This window comes from uncultured Rhodococcus sp., assembly GCF_963525155.1.
GTDB lineage: Bacteria > Actinomycetota > Actinomycetes > Mycobacteriales > Mycobacteriaceae > Rhodococcus_F > Rhodococcus_F qingshengii.
Window position 1 is genome coordinate 19,273 of record NZ_CAURKP010000029.1, and the last position, 24,589, is coordinate 43,861.

Annotated in this window: 26 protein-coding genes; 15 read left to right on the forward strand and 11 right to left on the reverse strand. The window is 63.6% G+C overall.

Annotated elements, in window-relative coordinates:
• Nucleotides 1-64 precede the first annotated feature (64 nt).
• The gene (locus RWT78_RS09280; protein WP_042449618.1) at nucleotides 65-1,480 is read left to right on the forward strand and encodes an MFS transporter; all 1,416 of its coding nucleotides are present in this window, start codon (nucleotides 65-67) and stop codon (nucleotides 1,478-1,480) included.
• On the opposite strand, the gene RWT78_RS09285 is transcribed toward RWT78_RS09280, so the two are convergent.
• On the reverse strand, nucleotides 1,477-2,373 hold the full coding sequence (locus RWT78_RS09285) for a LysR substrate-binding domain-containing protein (protein ID WP_030535055.1): 897 nt from the start codon (nucleotides 2,371-2,373) through the stop codon (nucleotides 1,477-1,479). The genes RWT78_RS09280 and RWT78_RS09285 overlap by 4 nt on opposite strands.
• Nucleotides 2,374-2,456: 83 nt before the next feature.
• Between RWT78_RS09285 and RWT78_RS09290 the strand changes: the two genes are divergently transcribed.
• Both RWT78_RS09290 and RWT78_RS09295 read left to right on the forward strand, forming a co-directional pair.
• Nucleotides 2,457-3,371 carry a CoA transferase subunit A gene (locus RWT78_RS09290; RefSeq protein WP_003940930.1) on the forward strand — a complete coding sequence of 305 codons (915 nt, stop codon included), beginning with the start codon at nucleotides 2,457-2,459 and terminating at the stop codon, nucleotides 3,369-3,371.
• Nucleotides 3,368-4,153, forward strand: a complete 786-nt coding sequence (locus tag RWT78_RS09295; RefSeq protein ID WP_063316654.1) for a CoA-transferase subunit beta — start codon at nucleotides 3,368-3,370, stop codon at nucleotides 4,151-4,153. The genes RWT78_RS09290 and RWT78_RS09295 overlap by 4 nt, the downstream gene beginning before the upstream one ends.
• Here the strand turns inward: RWT78_RS09295 and RWT78_RS09300 are convergent.
• Both RWT78_RS09300 and RWT78_RS09305 read right to left on the reverse strand, forming a co-directional pair.
• Nucleotides 4,134-5,315, reverse strand: coding sequence for a PLP-dependent aminotransferase family protein (locus RWT78_RS09300; protein WP_314675451.1), 1,182 nt, complete (start codon nucleotides 5,313-5,315; stop codon nucleotides 4,134-4,136). The two genes, RWT78_RS09295 and RWT78_RS09300, sit on opposite strands and share 20 nt — an antisense overlap.
• Before the next feature lie 180 nt (nucleotides 5,316-5,495).
• The gene (locus RWT78_RS09305; protein WP_003940987.1) at nucleotides 5,496-6,899 is read right to left on the reverse strand and encodes an NAD(P)H-quinone dehydrogenase; all 1,404 of its coding nucleotides are present in this window, start codon (nucleotides 6,897-6,899) and stop codon (nucleotides 5,496-5,498) included.
• A gap of 154 nt (nucleotides 6,900-7,053) precedes the next feature.
• On the opposite strand from RWT78_RS09305, the gene RWT78_RS09310 reads away from it, so the two are divergent.
• Entirely contained in the window at nucleotides 7,054-7,524 is a 471-nt protein-coding gene (locus tag RWT78_RS09310; RefSeq protein ID WP_003940753.1) for a gamma-glutamylcyclotransferase, read from the forward strand.
• 13 nt (nucleotides 7,525-7,537) lie between these two features.
• Here the strand turns inward: RWT78_RS09310 and RWT78_RS09315 are convergent, their stop codons facing one another.
• The 4 genes from RWT78_RS09315 to RWT78_RS09330 are packed head-to-tail and all read right to left on the reverse strand — an operon-like array spanning nucleotide 7,538 to nucleotide 11,686.
• Nucleotides 7,538-8,614 carry a hypothetical protein gene (locus RWT78_RS09315; protein WP_030535059.1) on the reverse strand — a complete coding sequence of 359 codons (1,077 nt, stop codon included), beginning with the start codon at nucleotides 8,612-8,614 and terminating at the stop codon, nucleotides 7,538-7,540.
• Between the two features lie 55 nt (nucleotides 8,615-8,669).
• Nucleotides 8,670-9,818 carry a M20 family metallopeptidase gene (locus RWT78_RS09320; RefSeq protein WP_003940741.1) on the reverse strand — a complete coding sequence of 383 codons (1,149 nt, stop codon included), beginning with the start codon at nucleotides 9,816-9,818 and terminating at the stop codon, nucleotides 8,670-8,672.
• Complete coding sequence (locus RWT78_RS09325) at nucleotides 9,815-10,975, reverse strand: M20 family metallopeptidase (RefSeq protein ID WP_314675452.1); 1,161 nt, start codon at nucleotides 10,973-10,975, stop codon at nucleotides 9,815-9,817. The genes RWT78_RS09320 and RWT78_RS09325 overlap by 4 nt, the downstream gene beginning before the upstream one ends.
• A 12-nt stretch (nucleotides 10,976-10,987) precedes the next feature.
• Nucleotides 10,988-11,686, reverse strand: a complete 699-nt coding sequence (locus RWT78_RS09330; RefSeq protein WP_047271754.1) for an enoyl-CoA hydratase-related protein — start codon at nucleotides 11,684-11,686, stop codon at nucleotides 10,988-10,990.
• Between the two features lie 67 nt (nucleotides 11,687-11,753).
• On the opposite strand from RWT78_RS09330, the gene RWT78_RS09335 reads away from it, so the two are divergent.
• Nucleotides 11,754-12,551, forward strand: a complete 798-nt coding sequence (locus RWT78_RS09335; RefSeq protein WP_314675454.1) for a purine-nucleoside phosphorylase — start codon at nucleotides 11,754-11,756, stop codon at nucleotides 12,549-12,551.
• Nucleotides 12,548-14,140 (forward strand): phospho-sugar mutase, encoded by a 1,593-nt coding sequence (locus RWT78_RS09340; protein WP_314675455.1) that lies wholly within the window; start codon nucleotides 12,548-12,550, stop codon nucleotides 14,138-14,140. The genes RWT78_RS09335 and RWT78_RS09340 overlap by 4 nt, the downstream gene beginning before the upstream one ends.
• Here the strand turns inward: RWT78_RS09340 and upp are convergent.
• Nucleotides 14,137-14,760, reverse strand: a complete 624-nt coding sequence (gene upp, locus RWT78_RS09345) for a uracil phosphoribosyltransferase (RefSeq protein ID WP_007727319.1) — start codon at nucleotides 14,758-14,760, stop codon at nucleotides 14,137-14,139. The two genes, RWT78_RS09340 and upp, sit on opposite strands and share 4 nt — an antisense overlap.
• Nucleotides 14,761-14,841: 81 nt before the next feature.
• Between upp and RWT78_RS09350 the strand changes: the two genes are divergently transcribed.
• The 5 genes from RWT78_RS09350 to RWT78_RS09370 are packed head-to-tail and all read left to right on the forward strand — an operon-like array spanning nucleotide 14,842 to nucleotide 18,078.
• Complete coding sequence (locus RWT78_RS09350; protein WP_314675456.1) at nucleotides 14,842-15,156, forward strand: type VII secretion target; 315 nt, start codon at nucleotides 14,842-14,844, stop codon at nucleotides 15,154-15,156.
• On the forward strand, nucleotides 15,153-16,145 hold the full coding sequence (locus tag RWT78_RS09355) for a C40 family peptidase (RefSeq protein ID WP_314675457.1): 993 nt from the start codon (nucleotides 15,153-15,155) through the stop codon (nucleotides 16,143-16,145). Before RWT78_RS09350 ends, RWT78_RS09355 begins: the two co-directional genes overlap by 4 nt.
• Nucleotides 16,146-16,154: 9 nt before the next feature.
• Nucleotides 16,155-16,496: a hypothetical protein gene (locus RWT78_RS09360; protein ID WP_314675459.1), complete on the forward strand. Its 342-nt coding sequence runs from the start codon at nucleotides 16,155-16,157 to the stop codon at nucleotides 16,494-16,496.
• Nucleotides 16,493-16,792, forward strand: a complete 300-nt coding sequence (locus RWT78_RS09365) for a YbaB/EbfC family nucleoid-associated protein (RefSeq protein ID WP_007727324.1) — start codon at nucleotides 16,493-16,495, stop codon at nucleotides 16,790-16,792. Before RWT78_RS09360 ends, RWT78_RS09365 begins: the two co-directional genes overlap by 4 nt.
• Before the next feature lie 47 nt (nucleotides 16,793-16,839).
• Nucleotides 16,840-18,078 (forward strand): hypothetical protein, encoded by a 1,239-nt coding sequence (locus RWT78_RS09370; RefSeq protein ID WP_003940713.1) that lies wholly within the window; start codon nucleotides 16,840-16,842, stop codon nucleotides 18,076-18,078.
• A gap of 15 nt (nucleotides 18,079-18,093) precedes the next feature.
• Here RWT78_RS09370 and RWT78_RS09375 read toward each other — a convergent pair whose 3' ends face one another.
• From RWT78_RS09375 to RWT78_RS09385, 3 genes are read right to left on the reverse strand one after another with little or no spacing between them, the layout of a single operon-like run.
• A complete protein-coding gene (locus RWT78_RS09375) occupies nucleotides 18,094-19,179 on the reverse strand; it encodes an adenosine deaminase (RefSeq protein ID WP_050654872.1) in 1,086 nt (361 codons plus the stop codon).
• A 9-nt stretch (nucleotides 19,180-19,188) separates the two neighbouring features.
• Nucleotides 19,189-20,484, reverse strand: coding sequence for a thymidine phosphorylase (locus tag RWT78_RS09380; protein ID WP_283309241.1), 1,296 nt, complete (start codon nucleotides 20,482-20,484; stop codon nucleotides 19,189-19,191).
• Entirely contained in the window at nucleotides 20,477-20,881 is a 405-nt protein-coding gene (locus RWT78_RS09385) for a cytidine deaminase (RefSeq protein ID WP_042449639.1), read from the reverse strand. Before RWT78_RS09385 ends, RWT78_RS09380 begins: the two co-directional genes overlap by 8 nt.
• A 253-nt stretch (nucleotides 20,882-21,134) precedes the next feature.
• On the opposite strand from RWT78_RS09385, the gene sdhC reads away from it, so the two are divergent.
• Genes sdhC through RWT78_RS09405 form a run of 4 tightly spaced genes read left to right on the forward strand, consistent with a single transcriptional unit; the run spans nucleotide 21,135 to nucleotide 24,530 of the window.
• Nucleotides 21,135-21,539: a succinate dehydrogenase, cytochrome b556 subunit gene (gene sdhC, locus RWT78_RS09390; RefSeq protein ID WP_020969155.1), complete on the forward strand. Its 405-nt coding sequence runs from the start codon at nucleotides 21,135-21,137 to the stop codon at nucleotides 21,537-21,539.
• 1 nt (nucleotide 21,540) lies between these two features.
• Nucleotides 21,541-21,996 carry a succinate dehydrogenase hydrophobic membrane anchor subunit gene (locus RWT78_RS09395; RefSeq protein ID WP_003940699.1) on the forward strand — a complete coding sequence of 152 codons (456 nt, stop codon included), beginning with the start codon at nucleotides 21,541-21,543 and terminating at the stop codon, nucleotides 21,994-21,996.
• A 15-nt stretch (nucleotides 21,997-22,011) separates the two neighbouring features.
• Nucleotides 22,012-23,763 carry a succinate dehydrogenase flavoprotein subunit gene (sdhA, locus tag RWT78_RS09400; RefSeq protein WP_003941011.1) on the forward strand — a complete coding sequence of 584 codons (1,752 nt, stop codon included), beginning with the start codon at nucleotides 22,012-22,014 and terminating at the stop codon, nucleotides 23,761-23,763.
• On the forward strand, nucleotides 23,763-24,530 hold the full coding sequence (locus tag RWT78_RS09405; RefSeq protein WP_003940925.1) for a succinate dehydrogenase iron-sulfur subunit: 768 nt from the start codon (nucleotides 23,763-23,765) through the stop codon (nucleotides 24,528-24,530). The genes sdhA and RWT78_RS09405 overlap by 1 nt, the downstream gene beginning before the upstream one ends.
• Nucleotides 24,531-24,589 lie beyond the last annotated feature (59 nt).

Sequence of the window (24,589 nt, forward strand, 5' to 3'; positions counted from 1 at the left end):
GCGAATCTCATTCAGGCACGCCACGTTTCGGCGCCGCGAATGTTGCAGAGAAAGGTCGCCACGCATGAGTTCACCCACTCGCAGTTCCGAGGAGATCAACGCCAAGGCGCGAAGAGCCGGTATCGCTTCGTTCATCGGAACCACTATCGAGTGGTACGACTTCTACATCTACGGCACTGCCGCTGCCCTGGTATTCGGCGACATCTTCTTCTCCGACACTCTCCCGAACGGAGTCGGCACTCTCCTCGCCTTCATCACACTCTGGGCAGGCTTCCTCGCCAGGCCGATCGGCGGGATCATCTTCGGTCACCTCGGCGACCGGATCGGACGCAAGAACACTCTCGTCATCACCTTGATGATGATGGGTGTCGCCACGGTAGGCATCGGGCTCCTCCCCACCTACGCACAGGTCGGGATCTGGGCGCCGATCGGTCTGGTCACCCTTCGCGTCATCCAAGGAGTCGCGGTCGGTGGCGAGTGGGGCGGCGCAGTGCTCATTGCCAGCGAGAATGCACCGAAGGGCAAGAGCATCCTCTACTCTGCGTTCGCCCAACAGGGCTCACCCGCCGGAAATCTGTTGGCCACCATCGCGTTCTTCCTTCTGTCCTCGATGCCGACGCCGTCGTTCCTCCTGTACGGATGGCGCATCCCGTTCATCATCTCGGCGGTGCTGGTCATTCTCGGGATGATCATTCGCCTCAAACTCGAAGAGTCGGACGAGATGAAGGCCGTTCTCGCACGCAAGAAGGTCGTCAAGCTTCCGCTCGCCGAAGTCTTGCGCAAGCACTGGGTACTGGTTCTCCTCGGCGCCGGCGCACTCCCCCTCGCCCAGGTCACCTATTTCAAGAACACCTTCGCATTGTCCTGGGCTACAAAAGAACTCGGATACGATCGAGGAACGTTCCTGGCCGCCATCGCGATCGCGCTCGTCGTGCAGTTCATCGTCCAACCTTTCGGTGCCGTCCTGGTCTCCAAGATCGACATGCGAAAAGCCATGTGTCTGATGGTGATACCGGAGTTCGTTCTCATGCCCGCGATGTTCTTCGCGATCCGAACCGGGAACTTCACCATTGCAGTCGTCGCAATGTGTCTGGCCACGATCCCGCACTCGATGTTCTACGGCGCCATCGCCGGCGTTCTCGCTCGGGCCTTCCCCGCCAACATCCGTTACACCGGTCTGTCGACGGCGTACCAGCTGTGTTCCCTTGTCGTCGGCGGCGGAACTCCCGTACTGGCGCAGTGGATGCTCAACACGTCAGGCAATATCGTCGGGGTCGCGATCGTATCCGGGCTGTACGCCCTTGTCTCACTGATCTGCACCCTGCTCCTGCTCCGACGTACCGGCTACAACGCGGGCGAACTCTCGACGGCCGAACAAGCGGACTACGACGAACTCGAACTCGAAAACACTCTTGTCGATATTGCGAACTCGCCGAAGTCCGAAGCGGGTGAGATTCCTACCGGTCGGGCAACCGTCTAGGCCAGGGACGGCAGCGCCTGCTCGGACAATTTCAACACTTCGAGAAGAGCAGGTCTGTCGTCTCCCTCTCGCCAGGCGATACGCAGTTGAAGAGGAGGAGGTGGGTCCATGACCGGAACAAAGACAACATCAGGATTCACGATGCTCTGGGCCACCGAGGAAATGGTCAACGAGCATCCGATTTCCGCGGACACCAGCGCGATCAACGACATCGAATCCGGTGCCGTCTGCACGATTCGAGCCAGGAACCCTGCGTTCTTCGAGGCAGTGAGCAGAGACTCCCGCAGAATCGAACCTGGCTCCGCCGGAAGCGTCACCCAATTCTCGGACTCCAATTCGATCAACCGAACCGAGTCCCTCGACGCCAACGGGTGGTCTTTGGACATGGCCACCAGAAAGTTCTCCTCGGCGATCAATCTCGACGTGATCCCGAGCGGCGGTACGGTCCACCGCACCATCCCGATGTCGAGTCGTCGATCGAGCAGCATCAACAACGCCTCGTTCGCGAAAGCGGAACTGTCGAGCACGAATTCGATACCGGGATTCGTCTTTCTCACCAATTTCGCCCACCGCCCGACGAGCAGATGCGAAGAAGTCCCCGCGAAACCCAGGCGAACGCGACCTGTCGTTCCCTTGCCTGCCGCAGACACCGCGATCTCGGCCATCCGGCACGCGTCCAGAATCTCGCGCGCCGGAAGCAGCAGCGCTTCACCGGCAGCAGTGAGCCGCACAGTTCGAGTGCTCCGATCGAACAACGGCGAACCGAGCTGTTTCTCGAATTGCCTGATCGTTCGACTCAGCGGCGGTTGCGCAATCCGAAGCCGCTGCGCCGCACGGCCGAAATGTAGCTCCTCAGCCACCGCGAGAAAAGCGTTGATCTGATGAATTTCCACCCGACATTGTTGCGCCACACCGGCCGAACATGTCAAGTTCCGAAACCGACCGAGTGCGCGAAAGAACAAGAAGAGGTACACACGTGGACAAGACCCTCTCGATGAAAGAGGCCGTCGGCCGATACGTCGAAGACGGGATGACCGTTGCGCTGGAGGGATTTTCGCATCTCATTCCTTTTGCCGCGGCACACGAGATCATCCGGCAGGGCAGAAAGGACCTCACCCTCTGCCGGATGACGCCGGACATCGTTTCCGATCAACTCGTCGCCGCCGGCTGCGTCCGAAAGCTGGTTGCCTCGTTCTTCGCCAGCGGCTCCGCAGGTTCTCTGTACGAGTTACGCAGACGCATCGAGAACCAGGACCCGCTCCCCCTCGAAGTCGAGGAATACAGTCATTACGGCATGGTGTGCCGGTATCAGGCGGGAGCGGCCAGGCTTCCCTTCTTCCCGCTGCGGTCGTACGCCGGTAGTGATCTACCCGCACTCAACCCACAACTGCGACTCGTCGAGGATCCGTACGGCGGCGGGAGCGTCTACGTTGTGCCGCCGTTGAATCCGGATGTGACGATCATCGGCGCACAGCGAGCGGACACGTCCGGGAACGCACAGATCTGGGGCATCGCCGGGGTGCAGCAAGAAGCCGTTTACGCCGCGAAGAAGGCGATCGTCGTTGTGGAAGAGCTGGTCGACGACGAGGTCATCAGGTCAGATCCGAGCCGAACTCTGATTCCCTCGCATGCAGTCGACGCGGTTGTCGTCTGCCCGCGCGGCGCGCACCCGTCGTACGCACAGGGATACTACGACCGCGATTGCGGCTTCTACCGACGCTGGACCGAGATTTCCAAAGACCCTTCGTTGCTGAGAAATTGGCTCGACGAATGGGTGTACACACTCGGCGATCACGACGAATATCTCGCCAAGCTCGGAGCTGACTACTGGTCGGATCTCGAGGTCGGATCAAAACTCTCCACACCTGTCGACTACGGGAGCAGACTGTGACCACCACGATTGTCAGCGGTAACACCACCTCCACCGAAACGATCGTCGCCGTCGCGGCACGCGAGTTGGCGGGTAAGCGCCGGGTCTTCGCCGGAGTCGGGCTCCCCACGCTCGCAGTCGATCTCGCGCGCCACACGTCGAACCCGGACGTAGAACTGATCTACGAATCCGGAGTGTGCGGCGCGCATCCGTCGGCGATGGCCGAAGGTATCGCCGACTCCGTCGTGGTCTCCGGCGCCGAATCCGTACTCAGTATGGCCGCACTCTTCGGTTATGTCCTGCAAGGTGGCAACGTCGACGTCGGTTTTCTCGGGGCCGCTCAAATCGATCGAACGGGAAGCCTGAACACAAGTTTCATCGGTGACTGGAAGAACCCGACGGTCAGACTGCCCGGAGCAGGCGGGGCCGTCGAGATCATCGCGAACGCCGCCGAGATCTTCGTCGTGATGCGTCGCCACGACCTCAGTTCCTTTCCGGCCGAGCTCGACTTCTGCACCTCACCCAGCCCCGCCCGCGCCCACGCCAGCGGAAAGGGCATCATGCCGGCAGGTGCAGGAGTGACAAAGGTGTTCACCAACCTCGGTGTCCTGACACACCAGGGCCCCGGCGGCGAGTTGGAGCTGACCAGTGTCCACGAAGGCATCTCGGTCGATCAGGTGCGAGAGGCGACGGGATGGGATCTGGCCGTCGCCGACCACGTCACCGTCACCACCCCGCCGTCCGGTACGGAGATCGATCTGCTCCGCAACACTATCGACAAAGTCAGGCTGTACCTGCGGTGACACTGTCCCGGAGCCTGCCGACGGCGTCGACCAGCACCGCTTCGGGATACGTCGCGAAACACAGTCGAGCGCTTCGACCAAGGTCCGCTTCGACCCCGAAGGCCGAACCTGGGACAAATGCCACGCCATGCGCGAGCGCGGCACCCAGGAGTTCGGTGGTGTCGACGTCGTCGAGGAAATCCATCCAACAGAACATCCCGCCGCGGACCTCGGAAAAGCGTGCACGCCCACTCAATTCCGTCTCGGCGGCCGTGACCAACGCCTTCGCCCTCGCGCCGTACCCCGCTCGAAGCACGTCGAGATGCGCGTCGAACCATTCGACGTCGGAGAAGAGGTCTGCGGCGATCTGCTGGGTGAGCGAAGACCCGCACAAGTCAGCGCCTTGCTTGATCAGTTCGACCGCCTCGCAGACCTTTCGGTCGCCGTGCAGCCAGCCGACGCGCAGCGCCGGTGCCAACACTTTGGAAGCACTGGACAGCCGAATCACCCTGTCCGACAACGCCGCCAGCGGTGCGGGCGGTTTCTCGCCGAAGTACAGTTCGCCGTACGGGTCGTCCTCGAGAACCCAGAACCCGTATCGGTCCGCCAGTGCCGCCAAGTGCGCTCGCCGCTGCGCCGAAAGCACCGCGCCGCGTGGGTTATGGAAATTGCTTACGGTGTGAACAACTTTGGGCCGAAGACCGGCGTCGAGTTTCGCTTCGAGCGCGTCGGTGTCCATTCCGTGCTCGTCCAGCTGGACGGGAACGAGACGGGCCTGCGCCGTTCGAAAGACCTGCAGCGCACCGGTATATGCCGGTTCCTCCACGACCACGACGTCACCGGCGTCGAGGAGGACCTGCGCGAGCAAGCTCAAACCTTGCTGAGAACCGTGGGTGATCACGACTTCGGACACGTCGAGTGTCCGCCCGATCTTGGATGATTCGCGCTCGGCGATCACCTCACGGAGGCGCCGCAGGCCTGACGTCTCGCCGTACTGAACGGACGAGGGGTCACCGAGTGCGTCGTGGGCTGCCTTCGAGATTCGCTCCCGCGGAATGAAATCGGGATCGGGCAGTCCGCCGGCCAAGCTGATGACGTCGGGCCGGGCAGTCAGGGTGAGCAGATCGCGAATTGCAGAACTACGGAGTCCGTCCATGCGAGCGGACAGCGCGGCGTGTGTCATATGAAGCTCCCAGGCACGCAGAATGAAGGTCAGAGGAAAACACCCTGAGCCGTCCTGGGTCAACGGGGCGGGAGAGCGCCGAGATACCGACCCTTGATTCGGTCGGTATCTCGACTATCCCACCAATACTTCAGTATGTGAAACAGAGTTCCCACATTGTAAGAAGACTCTGGTCGGTTGTCAGTCCAGGTCGTCGTGACGCATGAGCTGACGAGCAGCCTCGGTGATCGATCCGGTCAGCGACGGGTACACCGAGAACGTCTGCGCCAGGTCGTTGACCGTCAGGTTGTTCTGTACGGCGATCGCGATCGGCAGGATCAGTTCCGAAGCAGTGGGTGCGACCACAACACCGCCGATGACCACGCCGGTAGCCGGGCGGCAGAAAATCTTCACGAATCCGCGACGCAAACCGGACATCTTGGCGCGCGGGTTGGTGTTGAGCGGCAACATGACGGTGCGCGCAGGCACCTCTCCGTTGTCGATCGCTGCCTGCGAAACACCCACCGTTGCAATTTCGGGGCGTGTGAAGACGGCCGACGCGACGGTCTTCAGCTTGATCGGGCTGACGCCTTCACCCAGTGCGTGGTACATCGCGATACGTCCCTGCATCGCAGCCACCGACGCGAGCGGGAGCAGTCCGGTGCAGTCACCGGCGGCGTAGATACCGGAAACCGTGGTGCGCGAGACCCGGTCGACACGCAGGTATCCACCCTTGTCCAACTCGATGCCGACCCGCTCCAGGCCGAGACCGTTGGTGTTGGGGACGGAACCGACGGTCATCAAAGCGTGGCTTCCTTCGACCGTGCGGCCGTCGGAGAGCTTGACGACGATGCCCTTCTCGGTGCGCTCGACGGCGTCCGCGCGGGCGTGCTTGACGAGGGTGACACCGCGCTCGGCGAGGGCGTCCTCGAGCACGAGCGCCGCATCGGCATCCTCGCCGGGCAGAACACGGTCGCGACTGGACACGAGCGTGACCTTGACGCCCATCTCGGTGTACGCGGAGACGAACTCGGCACCGGTGACACCGGAACCGACCACGACCAGGTGCTCGGGAAGCTCGTCCAAGTCGTAGAGCTGGCGCCACGTCATGATTCGCTCACCGTCGGGCTCGGCTCCCGGGATGATGCGGGGGCTGGCGCCGGTGGCGATCAACACGACGTCTGCGTCGATGGTCTTCTGCTCGCCGCTTCCGAGCGTCGCGCGAACCTGGTGTGCCGCCATGCCGAGGAGTGGATCGGTCAGTTCGGCGGTGCCGGAGAGAACCTCGACGCCTACCGTCTGCAACCGTGCGCGAATGTCCGAGGACTGGGACAACGCGAGACTCTTGACTCGGGAGTGGATCTTCGGCAGTGACACCGAAGCCTGCTCCGGATCCAGAGTGATGCCGAGGTCGGATGCACGACGCATGTCGGTGCGGATTCCGGTGGACGCGATGAACGTCTTCGACGGGACACAGTCGAACAGCACACACGCACCGCCGACGCCGTCCGAATCGACCAGGGTGACCGTGGCCCCGTGCTGCGCGGCTACCAGTGCCGCCTCGTAGCCGGCGGGTCCGCCACCGATGATCACGATCCGGGTCATGTGTCCTCCAAGTCCTCGCGTGGCCGGCAGGGGTCTCCCGTCGACCAGTGTCACGCTATTCGAGCACCACGTGTCGCGCAGTGCTTGTACCAGATTACTTGCGTCCGGTGGTCCGCTTCGCCACACCCTCGGACCACGGTTTAGGCTTGCGCCCGTGTCGATTTATGCCGCCTACGGTTCCAACATGCATCCCGAGCAGATGTTGTTGCGCTGCCCACACTCCCCCATGTCCGGGACAGGGTGGCTGCGAGGCTGGCGCCTGACCTTCAGCGGCGAGGACCTCGGCTGGGAGGGTGCTCTCGCCACCGTGGTCGAAGATCCCGATTCCAGTGTTTTCGTGGTGCTCTACGACGTCCCGGAAGAGGACGAAGTGAGTCTGGACCGCTGGGAAGGTGCCGAACTGGGTCTGCACCGCAAGATCCGCGTGCGGGTCGACACCGCCGGCGACGCGGTACTTGCGTGGCTCTACGTCATGGATGCGTACGAAGGCGGACTGCCGTCGGCCCGCTACATCGGCGTGATGGCCGACGCCGCCGAGATTGCCGGAGCGCCGGCCGAGTACGTACGAGAGTTGCGGACGAGAAACAGCCGCAATGTCGGTCCGGGTAACGGTGTTACCGATTAGATAGCTGTCCTGCTCAAAGCAGCAGGAAATACGCGAGCACTGCCAGTGCTGCGAGCACCACCACAACCGTCACGCCGATGAGCACACGCTTGGAACCGCGCGACTCCGATTCGCCTGCGACAACTGCAGTTTCCGGCTCGGCGGTCGCCACCCCGGCAGCGGTTTCTGCCGCCACCTTCTCGCGTCCCAGGGTGTCGAACACCTCGGTCACGTCGTGTGAAGGCGGCAATCCGATCGGCACGATAGTGTGCGACGTCGAGGTGAATCCGGCAGCCAGAATTGCGGCTCCCAGCGCAGCCGACTGCTCAGGTCCGGGACCGAGTTCACATCTGACACCGAGCTTTTCGGCGATTCCGGCCGCTATGGACATCATGGCCGCTTTGTCTGTCGCCGGTTCTCCGTCACCGGTGACGACTACGGCGTCCAGGTTCTCCGGCATCCAACCGAACGCACCCAGAGCCGTCGCGAGGCGTGAACTCGGCGAACTCCCGTCGCCGGCAAAGCCGAATGCACGGCCGGCCGCGACACCAGAACGCACGAGGGTGACCGCTGCCCCGGTGTCGTCCACGTGATAGATGCCGATGAGCGTGCCGGCGAGTGCCGCGATTTCCGACTCGAACCACGCCGACACGGCCTCGGCATCCGAGACGAGTGTGACCCGTTCGAGGCCCGCGTAGACCAGCGAATCCTGCATGAGTGCCGCTGTCGACGAGTCCCAGCGTGACGGGTAGGTCGCGACGATGTCGGGCGCTCCCCCGCTTCGACCACCACGATCGGGCAGCGGCTCGCATTCCTGCAACAGACAGCGAATCGAGGTCGCCACCAAATCCTCGGCGCGGTAACGAGTATCGGCAGTTCCCGCGACGCCACTCGGGTCCCCGACGCGACCGACAAAGCCCGACCAGCTCTCGGCGAACTCACGGCCGGCACCCAGTTGCTCGGTGCCACCGAGCACCGTCGTTCCGTCCTTGCGTTGATTGAGGATCGTGTCCCGAACCAATACCACCGGATCGGCCGAACCCGGATCGTTCGACGCAACGACAGCCGTCGACACCAATGTGCCGATTCGCACTCCCACACCTATGGACATGCCCGTACCTTCACTCGAACGACACGAAAAACGGTACCCCCGACGGGAACCGGAACTATCCCAGAACCAGGCTCGTCAGAACCTTCACACCGACGCCGAGTGCTCGCTCGTCGAGATCGAAAGTGGGTTGGTGGATGTCGAGCTGATCGCCCTCACCCGACCACACGCCGAGCCGCGCCATGGCACCCGGCACGGTTTCGAGGTACCACGAAAAGTCTTCGCCACCACCGGATTGCGGGGTGTCCGCCAAAGCATCTTGTCCGACGGTCGCGATGGCGTCCTCGAACATCCGAGTGGACACCTCGTCGTTGACGACCGGAGGCACTCCGCGACGATAGTTGAGTTGGTAGCGAACTCCGGTGGGTGCGAGCAGTCCGTGGACGATTTCTTCCACGAGCGGTTCGAGCAACTCCCAGGTGTCGTGATCGCCGGTACGTACCGTGCCCGTCATCATGCCGGTCTGCGGAATCGCGTTGGGCGCCTGACCTGCACTGACCGCGCCCCACACCATGACGGTTCCGGTACGCGGATCGATACGACGGCTGAGCATTCCCGGCAGCCCGGTCACGACGGTGCCGAGCGCGTAGATCAGATCCGTGGTCAAATGCGGCCGCGACGTGTGCCCACCCGGAGAGTCGAGGACGACCTCGATCGTGTCTGCAGCTGAGGTGATCGCACCCAGGCGCATTCCCACCTGGCCTGCCTCGAGTCGCGGATCGCAGTGCAGAGCAAAGATTCTGGACACACCGTCGAGCGCGCCCGCGGCGATGACGTCGAGTGCTCCGCCAGGCATGACTTCCTCGGCGGGCTGGAATATCAGCCGAACCCCGACGGGAAGTTCGGGCAGCGTGGCCAGAGCCAGTCCGGCGCCGAGCAAGATGGTGGTGTGGGCGTCGTGGCCGCACGCATGGGACACACCGGGGACCGTGGACGAGTACGTCGCCCCGGTCGCTTCCTGCATCGGCAAAGCGTCCATGTCGGCGCGCAGTGCGATTCGTGGACCCTCCGGTCCGATATCGCACGTGAGACCGGTGCCACCGGGAAGGATCTTCGGCGACAATCCAGCGGCAGTGAGGCGGGTGGCGACGAATTCGGTGGTCGCGTATTCGCGGCGAGCCAACTCCGGGTTGGCATGGATGTGTCGACGCCACGCGACGAGGTCGTCGGTGTGCGCGTGAATCCACGTGTCGATTGCCGCGTTCACCGGCGATCTACCCCTTCCAACAGACGGGCGCGTTGTTCTGGATCGGACGCTACCCGGACAGCAGTGCGGGCCAACGCATTTGCACCGTCGACTACCGCTCGATCTGCGGAGGTGGTGATACACGCAGCCGCGAACTCCGGCTGATGTGTCACTGCCCCCGATGAATCCAAGCCTATGACCGGGTGAATTCCCGGAATCACATTGGTCACATTACCCATATCCGTACTACCCAGTGGACGGGAGCGCTCCCATTCCGCTGCCAGTGGCACCCGCCCGAGATCGACGATCTGTTCACGGTACGCCGCCGCCAGCCACGGATCGGGGGTCAGCTCGGTGTAAGTAGGCGATACCGTGCGGATTTCGTGGGTGCACCCAGTGCCGAGTGCACCCGAGGCGAAGCACGCGTCGGCACGCTCGGACAGATTGGCCAACGACGCGGCCGTTTCGGCACGCAGGTAGTAGAGCAATTCGGACCGAGCCGGAACGATGTTGGGAGCCGTGCCGCCGTCACTGACGATTCCGTGAATCTGCTGACCTGGCTGCAGGTGCTGACGCAAAAGTCCGACCGCCACCTGAGCGAGCGTCGCTGCGTCGGCGGCGTTACGACCGAACTCCGGCGCAGCAGACGCATGCGCCTCGCGACCGTGATAACTCACGGCGATGTCCGCCAAGGCCAGCGAGGTCGCACCGATGATGTCGATCGGCCCTGGATGAACCATCATGGCAGCGCCGACGCCGTCGAAGGCACCACGCTCGAGCATCAGGACCTTGCCGCCACCGGTTTCCTCCGCCGGAGTACCGATCACTCGGACGGTGATCCCCAGTTCGTCGGCCACGGTAGCCAACGCGATGCCGGCCCCGACCGCGGCGGCGGCAATGATGTTGTGCCCACAGGCATGACCGATCTCGGGCAACGCGTCGTACTCGGCGCAGATCGCGATGACCAACTCTCCGCTGCCGTAGGTGGCATCGAAGGCCGTCGGCAGATCGACGATCCCGTGAGTGACCGCGAAACCGTGCTGCGCCAGCAGGTCCGACACTTTGGCAGCGCTGCGGAACTCCTCGAAGGCGAGTTCCGGGTCGCTGTGAATCGAATGCGACAGCGCAATCAGATCGGCCTCTACGGACCTGACTGCGCTGTCGACATTCTGGTTCACGCGATCATTGTCTCACCCGAAGGAGAAGTTGCTCTTGTCAGTCACCTGAGCGAGGTCTGCAAGAGCATCGCGGTGGATGCCTGCCTTGATTCCCGCCAAGTTCTTGCCGTGAGTCGACGTCAGTGCCGACGCCTTGGCCACAGCAGCGGCGAGCACTCCGTCTCCGTCGACCGTTTCCTGCACGATGCCCGCAGCAAGTGCGTCGGCACCGCCGAAGCGACGCCCCGTCGTCATGGCATCGACTGCCGTCTGCTTGGGCAGACGACTGTTCAGCAGTGCAGACATCCCGACAGTGAACGGCATGTTCAGTCCCACCTCGGGCAGGCAGTAGAAGCCGCGGTCCGCGCGCATGATCTGGAAATCGTGCGAGGACGCGAGCATGGCGCCGGCGCCGAACGCGTGCCCCTGCACGGCCGCGACCGTGGCCATCGGGAAGGTCAGCAAACGGCTGTAGATGGTGTGGACCTTGTCCAGGTAGCCGGGGAGACCGTCGAGATTGCCGAAGATCCACGTCGTGTCCAGGCCGTTCGTGTAGAACTTGCCCGTCGCCGTCGTCACCAGGGCTGCGGGCCCCTCGTGCGCTTCGATCTCGTCCAACTTGCTGTGAACAGCGTCGATCCACTCAGGGCCGAAGCGGTTCTCGTTGTCCGTTTCGCCCTCGTTGCCGAGGTACAGGATGAATACGTCGCCGTCGCGTTCGAGATAAGGCATGGATGGGAGAGTAACGCCCGCCAACTCACCCGGCGAACCGACCCGACTCCTCAGTAGGGTTGCTCACATGGGAACGATCGCCGAGGCCGCCGCCGCTGCTCTGTCCGCCATGACTGGCTCTTCGTCACCGTCAGTCGCCATCGTGCTCGGGTCGGGGTGGACCGATGCCGCAGACGTGTTCGGCGACGCCGGTGCGGACGTGACAGCCGAAGTCTCGATGGCGGATCTTCCTGGCTTCGCCCCACCGTCCGCTCTCGGCCATGCGGGCACCATTCGTTCGGTGCGCGTCGGAAACACCGAAGTCCTGCTGCTGCTCGGGCGCGCGCACGCATACGAGGGCCACGATCTCGGTACCGTCGTCCACCCGGTCCGGACAGCCATTGCTGCCGGCGCCGACACCGTCATCCTCACCAATGCGGCCGGCGGTATTGCTGAAAACTACACAGTCGGTCAACCGGTGCTGATCAGTGACCACCTGAACCTGACGGCCCGCTCTCCCCTCGTCGGCGCAGAGTTCGTCGACCTGGTCGACGCCTACTCGCCGGAACTGCGTGCGCTGGCTCGCTCGATCGACCCGGACCTTGCCGAGGGTGTTTACGCCGGGCTTCCCGGTCCGCACTACGAGACTCCGGCCGAGATTCGAATGCTTCGTACACTCGGCGCCGATCTGGTCGGCATGTCGACGGTTCACGAGACCATCGCGGCCCGCGCGCTCGGCGCCCGCGTTCTCGGCATCTCCATGGTCACCAATCTGGCCGCCGGAATCACGGGCGCCCCACTGGACCATCAGGAGGTGCTGGCGGCAGGCAAAGCTTCGGCGGCCCGGATGGGAGTGCTGCTGCGCCAACTGGTCGAGCAGCTGTGACACCGCTGAACGTCACCGAGTGGATCGACGCCGATCCGGACCCGGTTACCCGCGCAGAATTGGCAGCCCTTTCGGAACATGAACTGACCGAACGCTTTTCCTCACCGCTGAGTTTCGGCACTGCTGGGCTTCGCGGGCCGGTGCGCGGCGGACCCAACGGCATGAACCTCGCGGTCGTCATCCGGACCACGGCCGGTCTGGCGGCCTGGCTGACAGCTCGCTGCCAGGGCGGGTCCCACGTTGTGGTCGGCCGCGACGCCCGACTCGGTTCAGAGGCATTTGCTCTCGCCGCCGCCGAGGTCATGGCAGCGGCTGGGTTCGAGGTGACCCTGCTCCCCCGCCCACTGCCGACACCGCTGGTGGCGTTCGCGGTGCGCAGGCTCGGGGCAGCGGCAGGTATCCAGATCACCGCCTCCCACAATCCTGCCGCCGACAACGGTTACAAGGTGTACCTCTCGGGCGGAGCGCAACTCGTCTCCCCCGCCGATCGTGAAATCGAGAGCGAGATCGCCGGCATCGGTGGTGCCGCCGACGTCGCGCGAGCATCGGTGGTTCCGGCCGACAACTCTCTGGTCGAGGAGTACATCGCCCGCATCGCGACCCTCCCGCACGGCGACGCACGCTCGATCCGGATTGCGCTCACGGCAATGCACGGCGTCGGCGGCGAGACTGCGGCCGCGACTCTGCGAGCAGCAGGATTCGAGGACCTGCACGTCGTGGCGGAGCAGTTCGATCCCGACCCCACGTTTCCGACCGTCGAGTTCCCCAATCCCGAAGAGCCCGGCGCCGCAGACCGCCTGCTCGCCCTTGCCCGACGTGTCGACGCGGATCTGGCGATCGCACTCGACCCGGATGCCGACCGCTGCGCCGTCGGAGTTCGCGACGGTGATCAGTGGCGCATGTTGCGCGGCGACGAAACCGGGGTGCTCCTGGCCGACCACGTACTGAGCACGGCGCCCGAAGATTCGTTGGTGGCGACGACGATCGTCTCCTCGACCCTGCTCTCGAAGTTGGCGAAAGCCCGCGGAGCCAGGTTTGCGCAGACACTCACCGGATTCAAGTGGCTCACGCGCGCCGGCGACGGACTCGTCTACGCCTACGAGGAAGCGATCGGGCACTGCGTCGATCCGGATGTGGTGCGGGACAAGGACGGAATCTCGGCTGCCGTGCTGGTGGCCGACTTGGCTGCCACCCTCGCGGGCAGCAACAGAACCCTGTTGGACGTTCTAGGCGACTATGCCGTCGAATTCGGACTGCATCGTGGGGACCAAGTATCCCGCCGCGTCGAGGATTCGAGCGACATCGCCGAAATGATGAAACGACTACGCGCCGATCCGCCAAGCCAACTCGCGGGCGAGCCGGTCACCGTCGAGGACTTGGCCGAGGTTCGCGGTGGTATGCGCACGGACGCAGTGATATTCGACGGACCGTCGATCCGCGTGGTGGTGCGACCGTCCGGCACCGAGCCCAAGCTCAAGTGTTATCTCGAAGTTGTCGTCCCGGTGGCGAACCGCGACGACCTCGCGAACGCACTAGAGCAGGCGAAGGCCCGGCTCGCCGAACTCCGAACCTTCGCCCTTTCGCTCTAGCGGGGTCCGAACTGCCGATCGCCGGCGTCACCGAGACCGGGGACGATGAAAGCGTTCTCGTCGAGTCCGTCATCGATGCTCGCGATGACCAGACGAACCGGGTGGCCGGACGCTGCCAGCGCGTCGACGCCGGCCGGAGCGGCCACGACGCACACTGCCGTGACATCCGTCGCGCCACGCGCAACCAGCAAGTCGATGGTGTGCACCATCGAACCACCGGTGGCGAGCATCGGATCGAGCACGAACACCGGGATACCGGACAGATCCGCCGGCAGGGATTCGAGGTACGGAACCGGCTGATGAGTCTCTTCGTCACGTGCCATTCCGACAAAGCCGACGCCGGCCGACGGAATCAGCGCACTCGCCTGTTCGACCATGCCCAGACCGGCCCGCAGCACGGGTACCAACAACGGCGGCTTCGCGAGCCGGATGCCCGTCGTCGCTGCTACCGGGGTGTCGACCGGGAACTCCTCGACCTCCGCGTCACGCATGGCCTCGTAGACCAGCATGTGCGTGAGCCTGCGAAGTGCGGAACGAAAAGTTGCGTTCTCACTGCGTGCGTCACGCATTGTCGTCAAGAGGGCCGCCGCGAGCGGATGGTCGACTACGTGCGTTTGCATGACCATCAGAATAGTTCCTCGGGAACCGGAGCACCCCGCGCGGCGTCCAAGAAGGAGTAAGCGCAACGGGGGGAAGACAAGTTGACAAATCTGGATCTGGACACTGAAAGCATCGCGGAGTTCGCCAGGCGGTTGGGCACTGTTGCCGACAACGTCGCGCAAGCTCGACAGGACGCAGCGGGTGGCGATCACACGGCTCTGTCCGCTGTGCTCGGGCTGATCGGCGGCGACTTCGGCGGCGTCGCGGGCCGGGCACAACAAGCGCACATCGACGACATCGATCGACTGTCCACTGTAATTTCCAGTGTCCGGTCGGCCGCCCTCGACGCTCACGCCGTCTATCTCGACTCCGAGGAATCGGTAAGAAGGACTCTCGCTGAAGCCGCACGCTCATGATCGACGTCGACGCACTCGCACGACCGATCATCGATCTGGTCGACACTGTCGGGACTGGTGTCCCCAGCACAAATGGACCCGACGTCGGCATCCGAATCGCCACGGACGCCCTCGAGATCGCCTACCAACTGGGAAGCGCGGCACTGAGCGAACTGGCGTCCTCTCAGAGTTCGTCGACTGCCCTCACTGCTGCGGTGACCAAAACCGAGCAGACGCAGACGTCGACGCGAAACCTCGCCGATCGCGGAAGCGACATCGCCGGCGTCGTGGACGAAGCGACAACGTCCGTGTACGCGGGAATGACCGAACTCGGTGAGATTCTCCAGTCCTTTCTGACACTCGCGATCAAGGCCGGGCCGACGCTGATGACACCGACGGGCCAATTGATGTTGTTGTCGGCCGCGTTGGAGCACCTCGGAAGCGCGGTATCGGTTATCGAGCGGGTACGCGGTGAGTTGGCCGGGTCGACCGACAAGATGTCCGCACTCGTCCCGTCCGTCCCGATACCCGATCCCGCACCTGGAGTCTCCGAGTCGGCGGGTGGTTCCGGTTCCGTCGGTGGTTCCGGTTCCGCAAGTGGTTCCGGTTCCGTCGGTGGCGTTGAGGTCGAACTTCCCGACGGCTCGATTGCCACCGCACCGAACGCCGAGGCCGCTGCTGCCGTACGCAACGCGCTCACTCAACAGGGTGTCCCGTACGCCTGGGGAGGCACTACGCCGGGAGTCGGTCTGGACTGCAGCGGGCTGACTCAATGGGCGTACGGCCAGGCCGGAGTCGACATTCCGAGGTTGGCTCAGGAACAGGGAATCGGGAACCAGGTCGATCAGAACAATCTGATGCCGGGCGACCTCGCGGTCTGGGACGGCCACGTCGCGATGGTGATCGGCGGCGGCCAGATGATCGAAGCCGGCGACCCAGTCGAAATCAGCGCCATCCGAACCACGAACAGCGGCATGGGCTTTCACGGCTTCTACCGTCCGACGGAATGACAGGGAATCATGCCCGAGAACAAGCGCGAATCACCGCCGATCATCACAGCCGTAGCCGTCAACCGCGCCGGAACCATCGCGGTCCGCGCCACGGAGCACGCCGTGCCCGTGGACCTGCGGATCAGCCAGGACGAACTGCGGTACGGCGGGCAGCGGTTGGCGCAACAGATACTCACGCTGTGCTCGAAAGCAGCAATCGAGGCCGGCGCCCGCCATCGTGTGGGGCTCGAGGAGACCGGAGTCCCGGCAGCGATCCTCGATCGGCTCGGTCTACCGACCCGAGACGAACTGGCCGATGTCGACGCCGCCGAGGGCCAGAACCTTCCGTCGAGCTGGATGCGTTCGATATGAGCGAGATTGATCGAATCATGGAGCTGGCGAAACACCGGACGGGACTCTTGCAGGACGCCGTCGACGGGGTCGGCGCTCTGCGGGTAGTCGTCTCGAGCGAGGGTGGGATAGTCACGGCGACTGTCGACGGGCTGGGCGCTCTGGTCGACCTACGGATCACCGACGCAATCACCGCGATGAATTCTCAGACGGTGGCCGCATTGACGGTGGCCACGATTCACCAGGCAGTTCAACAGTCCAACGACGAACGCGAGCGACTGGTCAGTGAGCTCCGAGTGGCACTGAAACAAACGTGACGAACCCCCGCTATGCCTTTCGCTCTGCGGTGGATAGGCTTCCGCCCATGGCTGGAGACATCGTCCCTATCGAAATCGGACTCACCGACGGAGACCTCGTCACTTTGTGGGCACCCCGCTGGCGCGAGGGCGACGACGAGTGGGAAGCGTTCCTCGGCCATGAGGAAGACCTCTACGGGTTCTCCTCCGTCGCAGAACTCGCGGCCTTCATCCGAACGGACTCCGACAACGACCTGGTCGAGCATCCGGCGTGGGCCGTCGTCTCCGGACTGTCGGCAGCCGAGTTGGAACCGGAAGAGAACTTCACGTTCGACTTCGTCGGCGTGCCGGAACTGGCCGCAGGTGACCCTGAGGCACTGGTGGTCTCGGAACTCGAAGACACCCTGAACATGGCTCGCAACATCGGTGAGGTGTGCGAACTCGACGCGGTCATCCGCTTCTTCAGCGGCCATCCGGTACTCGGCGCGCTTGCCACCGGCGCCGGCACCTTCGAAGGCCGCGAAGGCCTGGAGCTGTGGGACCAGGTCGGCGCTGCGATCGTCAAGGACTGGGACGCCGTTCTCGACGCCATCGACAAGGTGGTCACCTCCCCGAAGGTCGATGCAGCCGCCGTCGCGGTCGCCGAAGCTGAACTGCTCGCTGCCGCCGAGAACACCGTCGACGCCGACGATGTCGCCGAGGAGGGCGAGGACGAGGAATTCGACGAAGACGACCTCGAAGAGGACGAAGACGAGGTCGAGACCTTCTGGGGCGAGGTCGGTGTCGACCCGATCCGCATCATCACCTCGGCCGAGACGTTCTACACTCTGCGCTGCTACATGGGAGATCAGGCGATCTTCCTCGGCAAGGACGGACTGATCACCGTCTTCCGTAGCGAGCGCGCACTCGCTCGCTACCTCGCCGACAACCACGAACACGATCTCTCGCAGGTCAGTACGTACGGCGAAATTCAGAATGCGGCCGTCGACGGTTCACTCGAAATCGAGGTCACGGACGAGAACGTCTACGTTCTGCCCGGTATCGCCGACGACCTCGCCCAGGGCCCGGACGTCGTAGATGCCGAGCAGCTGGAACTCGCAGTCGAATTGTTCACCGATGCAGCAGATTTCGCCGACGACGACTCCACCGAGGAGGCTCTGTCCGCGTCGAACGAGCTGGGTTGGTACGTCTCGTACCTCCTCAACCCCGATCCGTCGCGGATGGCTCCGAGTGCGCCGTTCACCAAGGAATCCGAGGCCTGGCGCGAACTCGAGCGCGAGTTCGAGGCCCGGCTTCGATCTGAGTAGTCGGGCGCACGTCATCTAGCCGATGAGCACGGCGTAGCCCGGCTTGATGACGTCGTCGATCAACGCGAGGCGCTCGTCGAACGGGATGAAGGCCGACTTCATCGCGTTGATGGTGAAGCGTTCGAGATCGGTCCATCCGTAACCGAAGGTCTCGACCAACGCGGCCATTTCCCGGCTCATGGTGGTGTCGCTCATCAGCCTGTTGTCGGTGTTGACGGTCACTCGGAAGCGCAAGTCCGCCAAGAGTCCGAACGGATGGTCCGCCAGGGCGGCTACGGCTCCGGTCTGCACGTTCGAACTCGGGCACAGTTCCAGGGGAATGCGCATGTCACGGACGTAGTTCGCGAGCCGACCCAACTCTGCCCCACCTTGCACGCCTACGTCGATGTCGTCCACGATCCGCACGCCGTGGCCCAACCGATCCGCTCCGCAGAAGGCGATGGCTTCGTGGATCGACGGCAACCCGAAAGCCTCACCCGCGTGAATCGTGAAGTGGGCGTTCGCGTCACGCATGTACTCGAACGCGTCGAGGTGCCGGCTCGGTGGGTTTCCGGCCTCGGCGCCGGCGATGTCGAACCCGACCACTCCGCGGTCCCGGAATCGCACCGCGAGTTCGGCGATCTCCCGCGACCGGGCGGCATGCCTCATCGCCGTCAGGAGACAGCCGATGCGGATCTCCCGTCCCGCGACCCTGGCAGCGGATTCGCCGGCCCGGAAACCTTCGAGAACGTGCTCGACGACCTCGTCCAAACTCAGGCCTTGTTCCAGGTGCTGCTCGGGCGCAAAACGGACCTCGGCATAGACGACGTTGTCGTCGGCCAGATCCTCGGCACACTCACGTGCCACCCGTGCAAGCCCTTCGGGGGTCTGCATCACGGCGACTGTGTGCGCGAACGTTTCGAGGTAGAGCTCGAGCGATCCACTGTCAGCGGCAGTTCGGAACCATTGCGCCAGTTCGGATGCCGTATTCGCCGGCAGCTCGTCGTAGCCACATTGCTCGGCCAGTTCGAGAACGGTCTCGGGTCGGAGTCCTCCGTCGAGATGATCGTGGAGAAGAACTTTGGGTGCGCTGCGGATCGTGGTCAACTCCGGTGCGTTCATTCGCCAACGCTAACGCGAATCACCCACAATTCGCTCGATGAGCAACGGTCGCGAAACGGTGTCGGAATCGGCCCCGATCGACCATCCACCGCCGAGGCTTCGTCGCGCTGCATCAAATCTCTCGGGAGTGTCGGTGTGCAATGTCATCAGCGTCTGCCCGGCACGGACCACGTCGCCAGGCTTTGCATGCATCTCGATGCCGGCACCGGCCTGAACGGCTTCGCCCTGCCGTTCGCGTCCGGCTCCCAGTTTCCAGGCCGCGATGCCCACCGCCATGGCGTCGAGTCGGGTCAGTACGCCGTCTCGGTCCGCGGTGACGACGTCGCTGTGCCGGGCCACCGGCAGCGTCGCGTGTGGGTCCCCACCTTGTGCGGCGATCATCGCGCGCCACCGGTCCATTGCCGTGCCGTCGGCCAGTTTGTCGGCGGGGTCGATACCGTCGATCCCAGCCGCTGACAGCATCTCCCGAGCCAGGACCAGGGTCAGCTCGACGACGTCCGACGGCCCGCCTCCTGCCAGCACCTCGACGGATTCACGTACCTCGAGGGCGTTGCCCGCCGTCAATCCGAGCGGGGTGTCCATCCCGGTGATGAGAGCGCTTGTACGCACGCCGGCGTCGTTGCCAAGCTCGACCATCGTGCGTGCCAACTCTCGCGCGTCGCCGAGGTCCTTCATGAACGCTCCGGAACCGACCTTGACGTCGAGCACCAGGGCGCCGGTTCCCTCGGCAATCTTCTTGCTCATGATCGAACTTGCGATCAGCGGAATGGATTCCACCGTTCCGGTCACGTCGCGCAGCGCGTAGAGCTTCTTGTCCGCGGGGGCCAGATTCGCTCCGGCAGCGCAGATCACCGCGCCGATTTTCGGATCCGAGAGAATGTCGACCATCTCCGTCGCCGTGAGCTCGGCTCGCCAACCTGGAATGGCCTCGAGCTTGTCGAGAGTTCCACCGGTGTGGCCGAGTCCGCGGCCCGACAACTGCGGGACTGCAAGACCACAGGCAGCGACGAGGGGTGCAAGCGGAAGGGTGATCTTGTCCCCCACTCCACCGGTCGAATGCTTGTCGACGGTGGGCAGCGGCAAGTCCGAAAAGTCCATCCTCCCGCCGGATTCGATCATCGCCTCGGTCCATCGACCGGTCTCTGCTCGCGACATTCCTCGGAAGTAGATCGCCATCGCGAGCGCCGACATCTGCTCGTCACCGACGATCCCCTGTGTGAACGCCTGAACTATCCAGTCGATCTCGGTTCCCGACAGCTCGCGGCCGTCACGCTTGGCGCCGATGATGGAAACTGCGTCAAACATGGCGGAGCCCCTCTGCTTGTTCCGGCCCGAAAGCATCAGGCAACAGCTCGCTCAGCGGCTTGAACCCACTGCTCGTGTCGACAAGCATCTCACCCCCGCCGTGCTCGAGAAGAAGCTGTCTGCACCTGCCGCATGGCATCAGAATCGAGCCCTTCGCGTCGCAGCACGTGAAGGCAATCAGCCGCCCGCCCCCGGTGGCGGCCAAGTTACCGACGAGTCCACATTCGGCACACAGGCTCAAACCGTATGAGACATTTTCCACATTGCATCCTGAGACGATCCGACCATCGTCTACCAGGGCAGCTGCACCCACTGCATAGCCCGAGTACGGTGCATAAGCCTGCCGCATGACCACTTGCGCGTTGTGCCGCAACAACTTCCAGTCGATGTCACCCATGGTTCGTTATCCAATCACGCCGACTGAATGGATGCAGAAACCACGCCGAAACCGTCTCGGCGAGATTGGAAAGGCAAACCTTACAAAGAGTTTGGTACGCGTACGAATCCCGCATCTGATTAGTTCCCGGTTTCACATAGGTTTAGAGTCTGAGTCAAGTCGGTTCAGGATCCCGTCGAGCCCGGGCTGAGGTACATCGAAGCTCTCTGCAGGCTCGACGCGTCCACCAATGACGTTGGAGGCACAGCACTCGATGAGTACTACGACTGAAGCCGCTCCTCAGAAGGAGCGCACGAGGTCGCTTTACCGGGGCGACCCCGGAATGTGGTCCTGGGTTCTACACCGGATCACAGGCGTCGCTACTTTCTTCTTCCTATTCGTACACGTTCTCGATACGGCACTCGTTCGGGTCAATCCCGATACGTACGACGCCGTCATCGACACGTACAAGAACCCCCTCGTCGGCCTCATGGAGATCGGCCTCGTCGGCGTAGTCCTCTACCACGCCCTCAACGGCGTGCGCGTGATGTTGGTGGACTTCTGGTCGAAGGGCCCGAAGTACCAGCGCGTCATGCTCTGGACCATTCTGACGATCTGGTTCCTGGTGATGATCCCAGGCGCCGGACGCATCCTCATCAACATGTTTGCGGAGCACTGACATGGCGACTACTCACGGACCCGAAGCCAAGAGCCTGGGCACCTCATACGACCGTCCCGCAAGCCTGGACAACCCGCGGTCCCCGCGCGCGAAGGCTCGGAACAACTTCGAGTTGTACGCATGGCTCTTCATGCGCTTCTCCGGCGTCGCCCTGATCGTTCTGGTCCTGGGCCACATGTTCATCATGCTGATGCTCGACGGTGGCGTTCACCGTTTGAACTTCGCGTTCGTCGCAGGTCGCTGGTCCAGCCCGTTCTGGCAGTTCTGGGATCTGACGATGTTGTGGCTGGCACAGCTGCACGGCGGTAACGGTCTGCGCACGGTCATCGCGGACTACTCCCGCAAGGACTCCACGCGCTTCTGGCTGACCACGATCCTCGTTCTCTCGATGATCCTGATCATGGGCCTGGGCACGTACGTCATCTTCACCTTCGACCCCAATATCTCGGCGAGCTAGGGGAGCACAGACTTCATGCAGGAACATCGTTATGACGTGGTCATCGTCGGCGCCGGTGGCGCAGGCATGCGTGCGGCAATCGAAGCTGGCCCCCGTGCCCGCACGGCCGTACTGACCAAGCTCTACCCCACCCGCAGCCACACCGGCGCGGCCCAGGGCGGCATGTGTGCCGCACTGGCGAACGTGGAGGAAGACAACTGGGAGTGGCACACCTTCGACACCGTCAAGGGCGGCGACTACCTCGCCGACCAGGACGCCGTCGAGATCATGGCCAAGGAGGCCATCGATGCGGTGCTCGACCTCGAGAAGATGGGTCTGCCGTTCAACCGCACGCCCGAAGGCAAGATCGACCAGCGTCGATTCGGTGGCCACACACGCGACCACGGCAAGGCACCCGTCCGCCGTGCGTGTTACGCCGCCGACCGCACCGGCCACATGATCCTGCAGACGCTCTACCAGAACTGCGTCAAGCACGACGTCGAGTTCTTCAACGAGTTCTACGCGCTCGACATCGCCATCACCGAGACCGAGGACGGCCCGGTTGCCACCGGTGTCATCTGCTACGAGCTCTCGACCGGCGAGCTGCACATCTTCCACGCCAAGTCGATCGTCTTCGCGACCGGCGGCTCGGGACGCATGTACAAGACGACGTCCAACGCGCACACCCTCACCGGTGACGGCATGGGCATCATCTTCCGCAAGGGCCTGCCCCTCGAGGACATGGAGTTCCACCAGTTCCACCCGACAGGACTCGCCGGTCTCGGCATCCTGATCTCGGAAGCCGTCCGCGGTGAAGGTGGCATTCTCCGTAATGCCGACGGTGAACGCTTCATGGAGCGTTACGCACCCACCATCAAGGACCTCGCTCCGCGTGACATCGTGGCTCGTTCGATGGTCCTCGAGGTTCTCGAAGGCCGCGGCGCCGGCCCGAACAAGGACTACGTCTACATCGACGTGACGCACATCCCCGAGGAAGTTCTCGACGAGAAGCTCCCCGACATCATGGAGTTCTCGCGCACCTACCTCGGCGTGGACCCCGTCAAGGAGCCCGTGCCCGTCTACCCGACGTGCCACTACGTCATGGGCGGTATTCCCACCAAGATCAACGGTGAGGTGCTGCGCAACAACGACGAGATCGTCAAGGGTCTGTACGCGGCCGGCGAATGCGCCTGTGTCTCCGTACACGGTGCAAACCGTCTCGGTACCAACTCGCTCCTCGACATCAACGTGTTCGGCCGCCGCGCCGGCATCGCTGCCGCCGAGTACGCGAACTCCACCGAGTTCGTCGACATGCCGGAAACCCCGGCCGCCATGGTCGAAGACTGGGTCGGCGTCATCCTGTCCGATCACGGCCACGAGCGCGTTGCGGACATCCGCACCGAGCTGCAGCAGTCGATGGACAACAACGCCTCCGTCTTCCGCACCGAAGAGCGCCTCACCCAGGCTCTCAAGGATGTGCGTGCTCTCAAGGAGCGCTACAACCACATCACGGTCCAGGACAAGGGCAAGCGCTACAACAGCGACCTGCTCGAGGCCATCGAGCTGGGCTTCCTCCTCGAAATGGCAGAGGTCACCGTCGTCGGCGCCCTCAACCGCAAGGAATCGCGCGGCGGCCACGCTCGCGAGGACTTCCCGGATCGCAACGACGCCGAGTACATGAAGCACACGATGGCGTACAAGGAGGGTGACGGCCTGCTCTCCGACATCCGTCTGGACTACAAGCCGGTGATCCAGACCCGCTACGAGCCGATGGAGCGTAAGTACTGATGTCTGCGCCTGCTGTAGATGCACCCAAACTCCCCGCTGTTCCCGAGGGGGCCGTCATGGTCACTCTCAAGATCGCGCGGATGAACCCCGAATCGGGCGAGGGCCAGCACTGGGACAGTTTCCAGGTCCCGGCACTGCCCACCGACCGTCTGCTCAACCTGCTCCTGTACGTGAAGGGTTACCTCGACGGCACCCTCACGTTCCGTCGCAGCTGCGCACACGGTGTCTGTGGATCGGACGCCATGCGGATCAACGGTGTGAACCGTCTGGCCTGCAAGCTGCTGATGAAGGACATGCTGCCCAAGGACGGCAAGCCGGTCACCATCACGGTCGAGCCCATCAAGGGCCTGCCCGTCGAGAAGGACCTGGTTGTCGACATGGAGCCCTTCTTCGACGCATTCCGCGCCGTGAAGCCGTTCCTCATCACCAGTGGCAACGAGCCCACTCGTGAGCGCATCCAGAGCCAGCACGACCGTGCTCGTTTCGACGACACCACCAAGTGCATCCTCTGCGCATGCTGCACCACGTCGTGCCCCGTGTACTGGAGCGACGGCAGCTACTTCGGTCCCGCTGCCATCGTGAACGCACACCGGTTCATCTTCGACAGCCGTGACGAGGCCGCTTCCGAGCGTCTCGACATCCTGAACGACAAGGACGGCGTGTGGCGTTGCCGCACCACGTTCAACTGCACCGACGCGTGCCCCCGCGGCATCCAGGTGACAAAGGCTATTCAGGAAGTCAAGCGAGCACTGCTCTTCGCTCGATAGTCAGGCCTTCGGCCCTGTGCGCGGTTAGGGAGTCTCCGGACTCCTTAGCCGCGCACAGC

What these genes read in the sequence shown, in the direction of transcription:
- RWT78_RS09280 (WP_042449618.1), top strand. Translation starts at nt 65, where the DNA reads ATGAGTTCACCCACTCGCAGTTCCGAGGAGATCAACGCCAAGGCGCGA.
- RWT78_RS09300 (WP_314675451.1), bottom strand. Translation starts at nt 5,315, where the DNA reads ATGACACACGCCGCGCTGTCCGCTCGCATGGACGGACTCCGTAGTTCT.
- RWT78_RS09305 (WP_003940987.1), bottom strand. Translation starts at nt 6,899, where the DNA reads ATGACCCGGATCGTGATCATCGGTGGCGGACCCGCCGGCTACGAGGCG.
- RWT78_RS09315 (WP_030535059.1), bottom strand. Translation starts at nt 8,614, where the DNA reads ATGTCCATAGGTGTGGGAGTGCGAATCGGCACATTGGTGTCGACGGCT.
- RWT78_RS09330 (WP_047271754.1), bottom strand. Translation starts at nt 11,686, where the DNA reads ATGCCTTATCTCGAACGCGACGGCGACGTATTCATCCTGTACCTCGGC.
- RWT78_RS09335 (WP_314675454.1), top strand. Translation starts at nt 11,754, where the DNA reads ATGGGAACGATCGCCGAGGCCGCCGCCGCTGCTCTGTCCGCCATGACT.
- upp (WP_007727319.1), bottom strand. Translation starts at nt 14,760, where the DNA reads ATGCAAACGCACGTAGTCGACCATCCGCTCGCGGCGGCCCTCTTGACG.
- RWT78_RS09355 (WP_314675457.1), top strand. Translation starts at nt 15,153, where the DNA reads ATGATCGACGTCGACGCACTCGCACGACCGATCATCGATCTGGTCGAC.
- RWT78_RS09360 (WP_314675459.1), top strand. Translation starts at nt 16,155, where the DNA reads ATGCCCGAGAACAAGCGCGAATCACCGCCGATCATCACAGCCGTAGCC.
- RWT78_RS09365 (WP_007727324.1), top strand. Translation starts at nt 16,493, where the DNA reads ATGAGCGAGATTGATCGAATCATGGAGCTGGCGAAACACCGGACGGGA.
- RWT78_RS09370 (WP_003940713.1), top strand. Translation starts at nt 16,840, where the DNA reads ATGGCTGGAGACATCGTCCCTATCGAAATCGGACTCACCGACGGAGAC.
- RWT78_RS09375 (WP_050654872.1), bottom strand. Translation starts at nt 19,179, where the DNA reads ATGAACGCACCGGAGTTGACCACGATCCGCAGCGCACCCAAAGTTCTT.
- RWT78_RS09380 (WP_283309241.1), bottom strand. Translation starts at nt 20,484, where the DNA reads ATGTTTGACGCAGTTTCCATCATCGGCGCCAAGCGTGACGGCCGCGAG.
- RWT78_RS09385 (WP_042449639.1), bottom strand. Translation starts at nt 20,881, where the DNA reads ATGGGTGACATCGACTGGAAGTTGTTGCGGCACAACGCGCAAGTGGTC.
- sdhC (WP_020969155.1), top strand. Translation starts at nt 21,135, where the DNA reads ATGAGTACTACGACTGAAGCCGCTCCTCAGAAGGAGCGCACGAGGTCG.
- RWT78_RS09395 (WP_003940699.1), top strand. Translation starts at nt 21,541, where the DNA reads ATGGCGACTACTCACGGACCCGAAGCCAAGAGCCTGGGCACCTCATAC.
- sdhA (WP_003941011.1), top strand. Translation starts at nt 22,012, where the DNA reads ATGCAGGAACATCGTTATGACGTGGTCATCGTCGGCGCCGGTGGCGCA.
- RWT78_RS09405 (WP_003940925.1), top strand. Translation starts at nt 23,763, where the DNA reads ATGTCTGCGCCTGCTGTAGATGCACCCAAACTCCCCGCTGTTCCCGAG.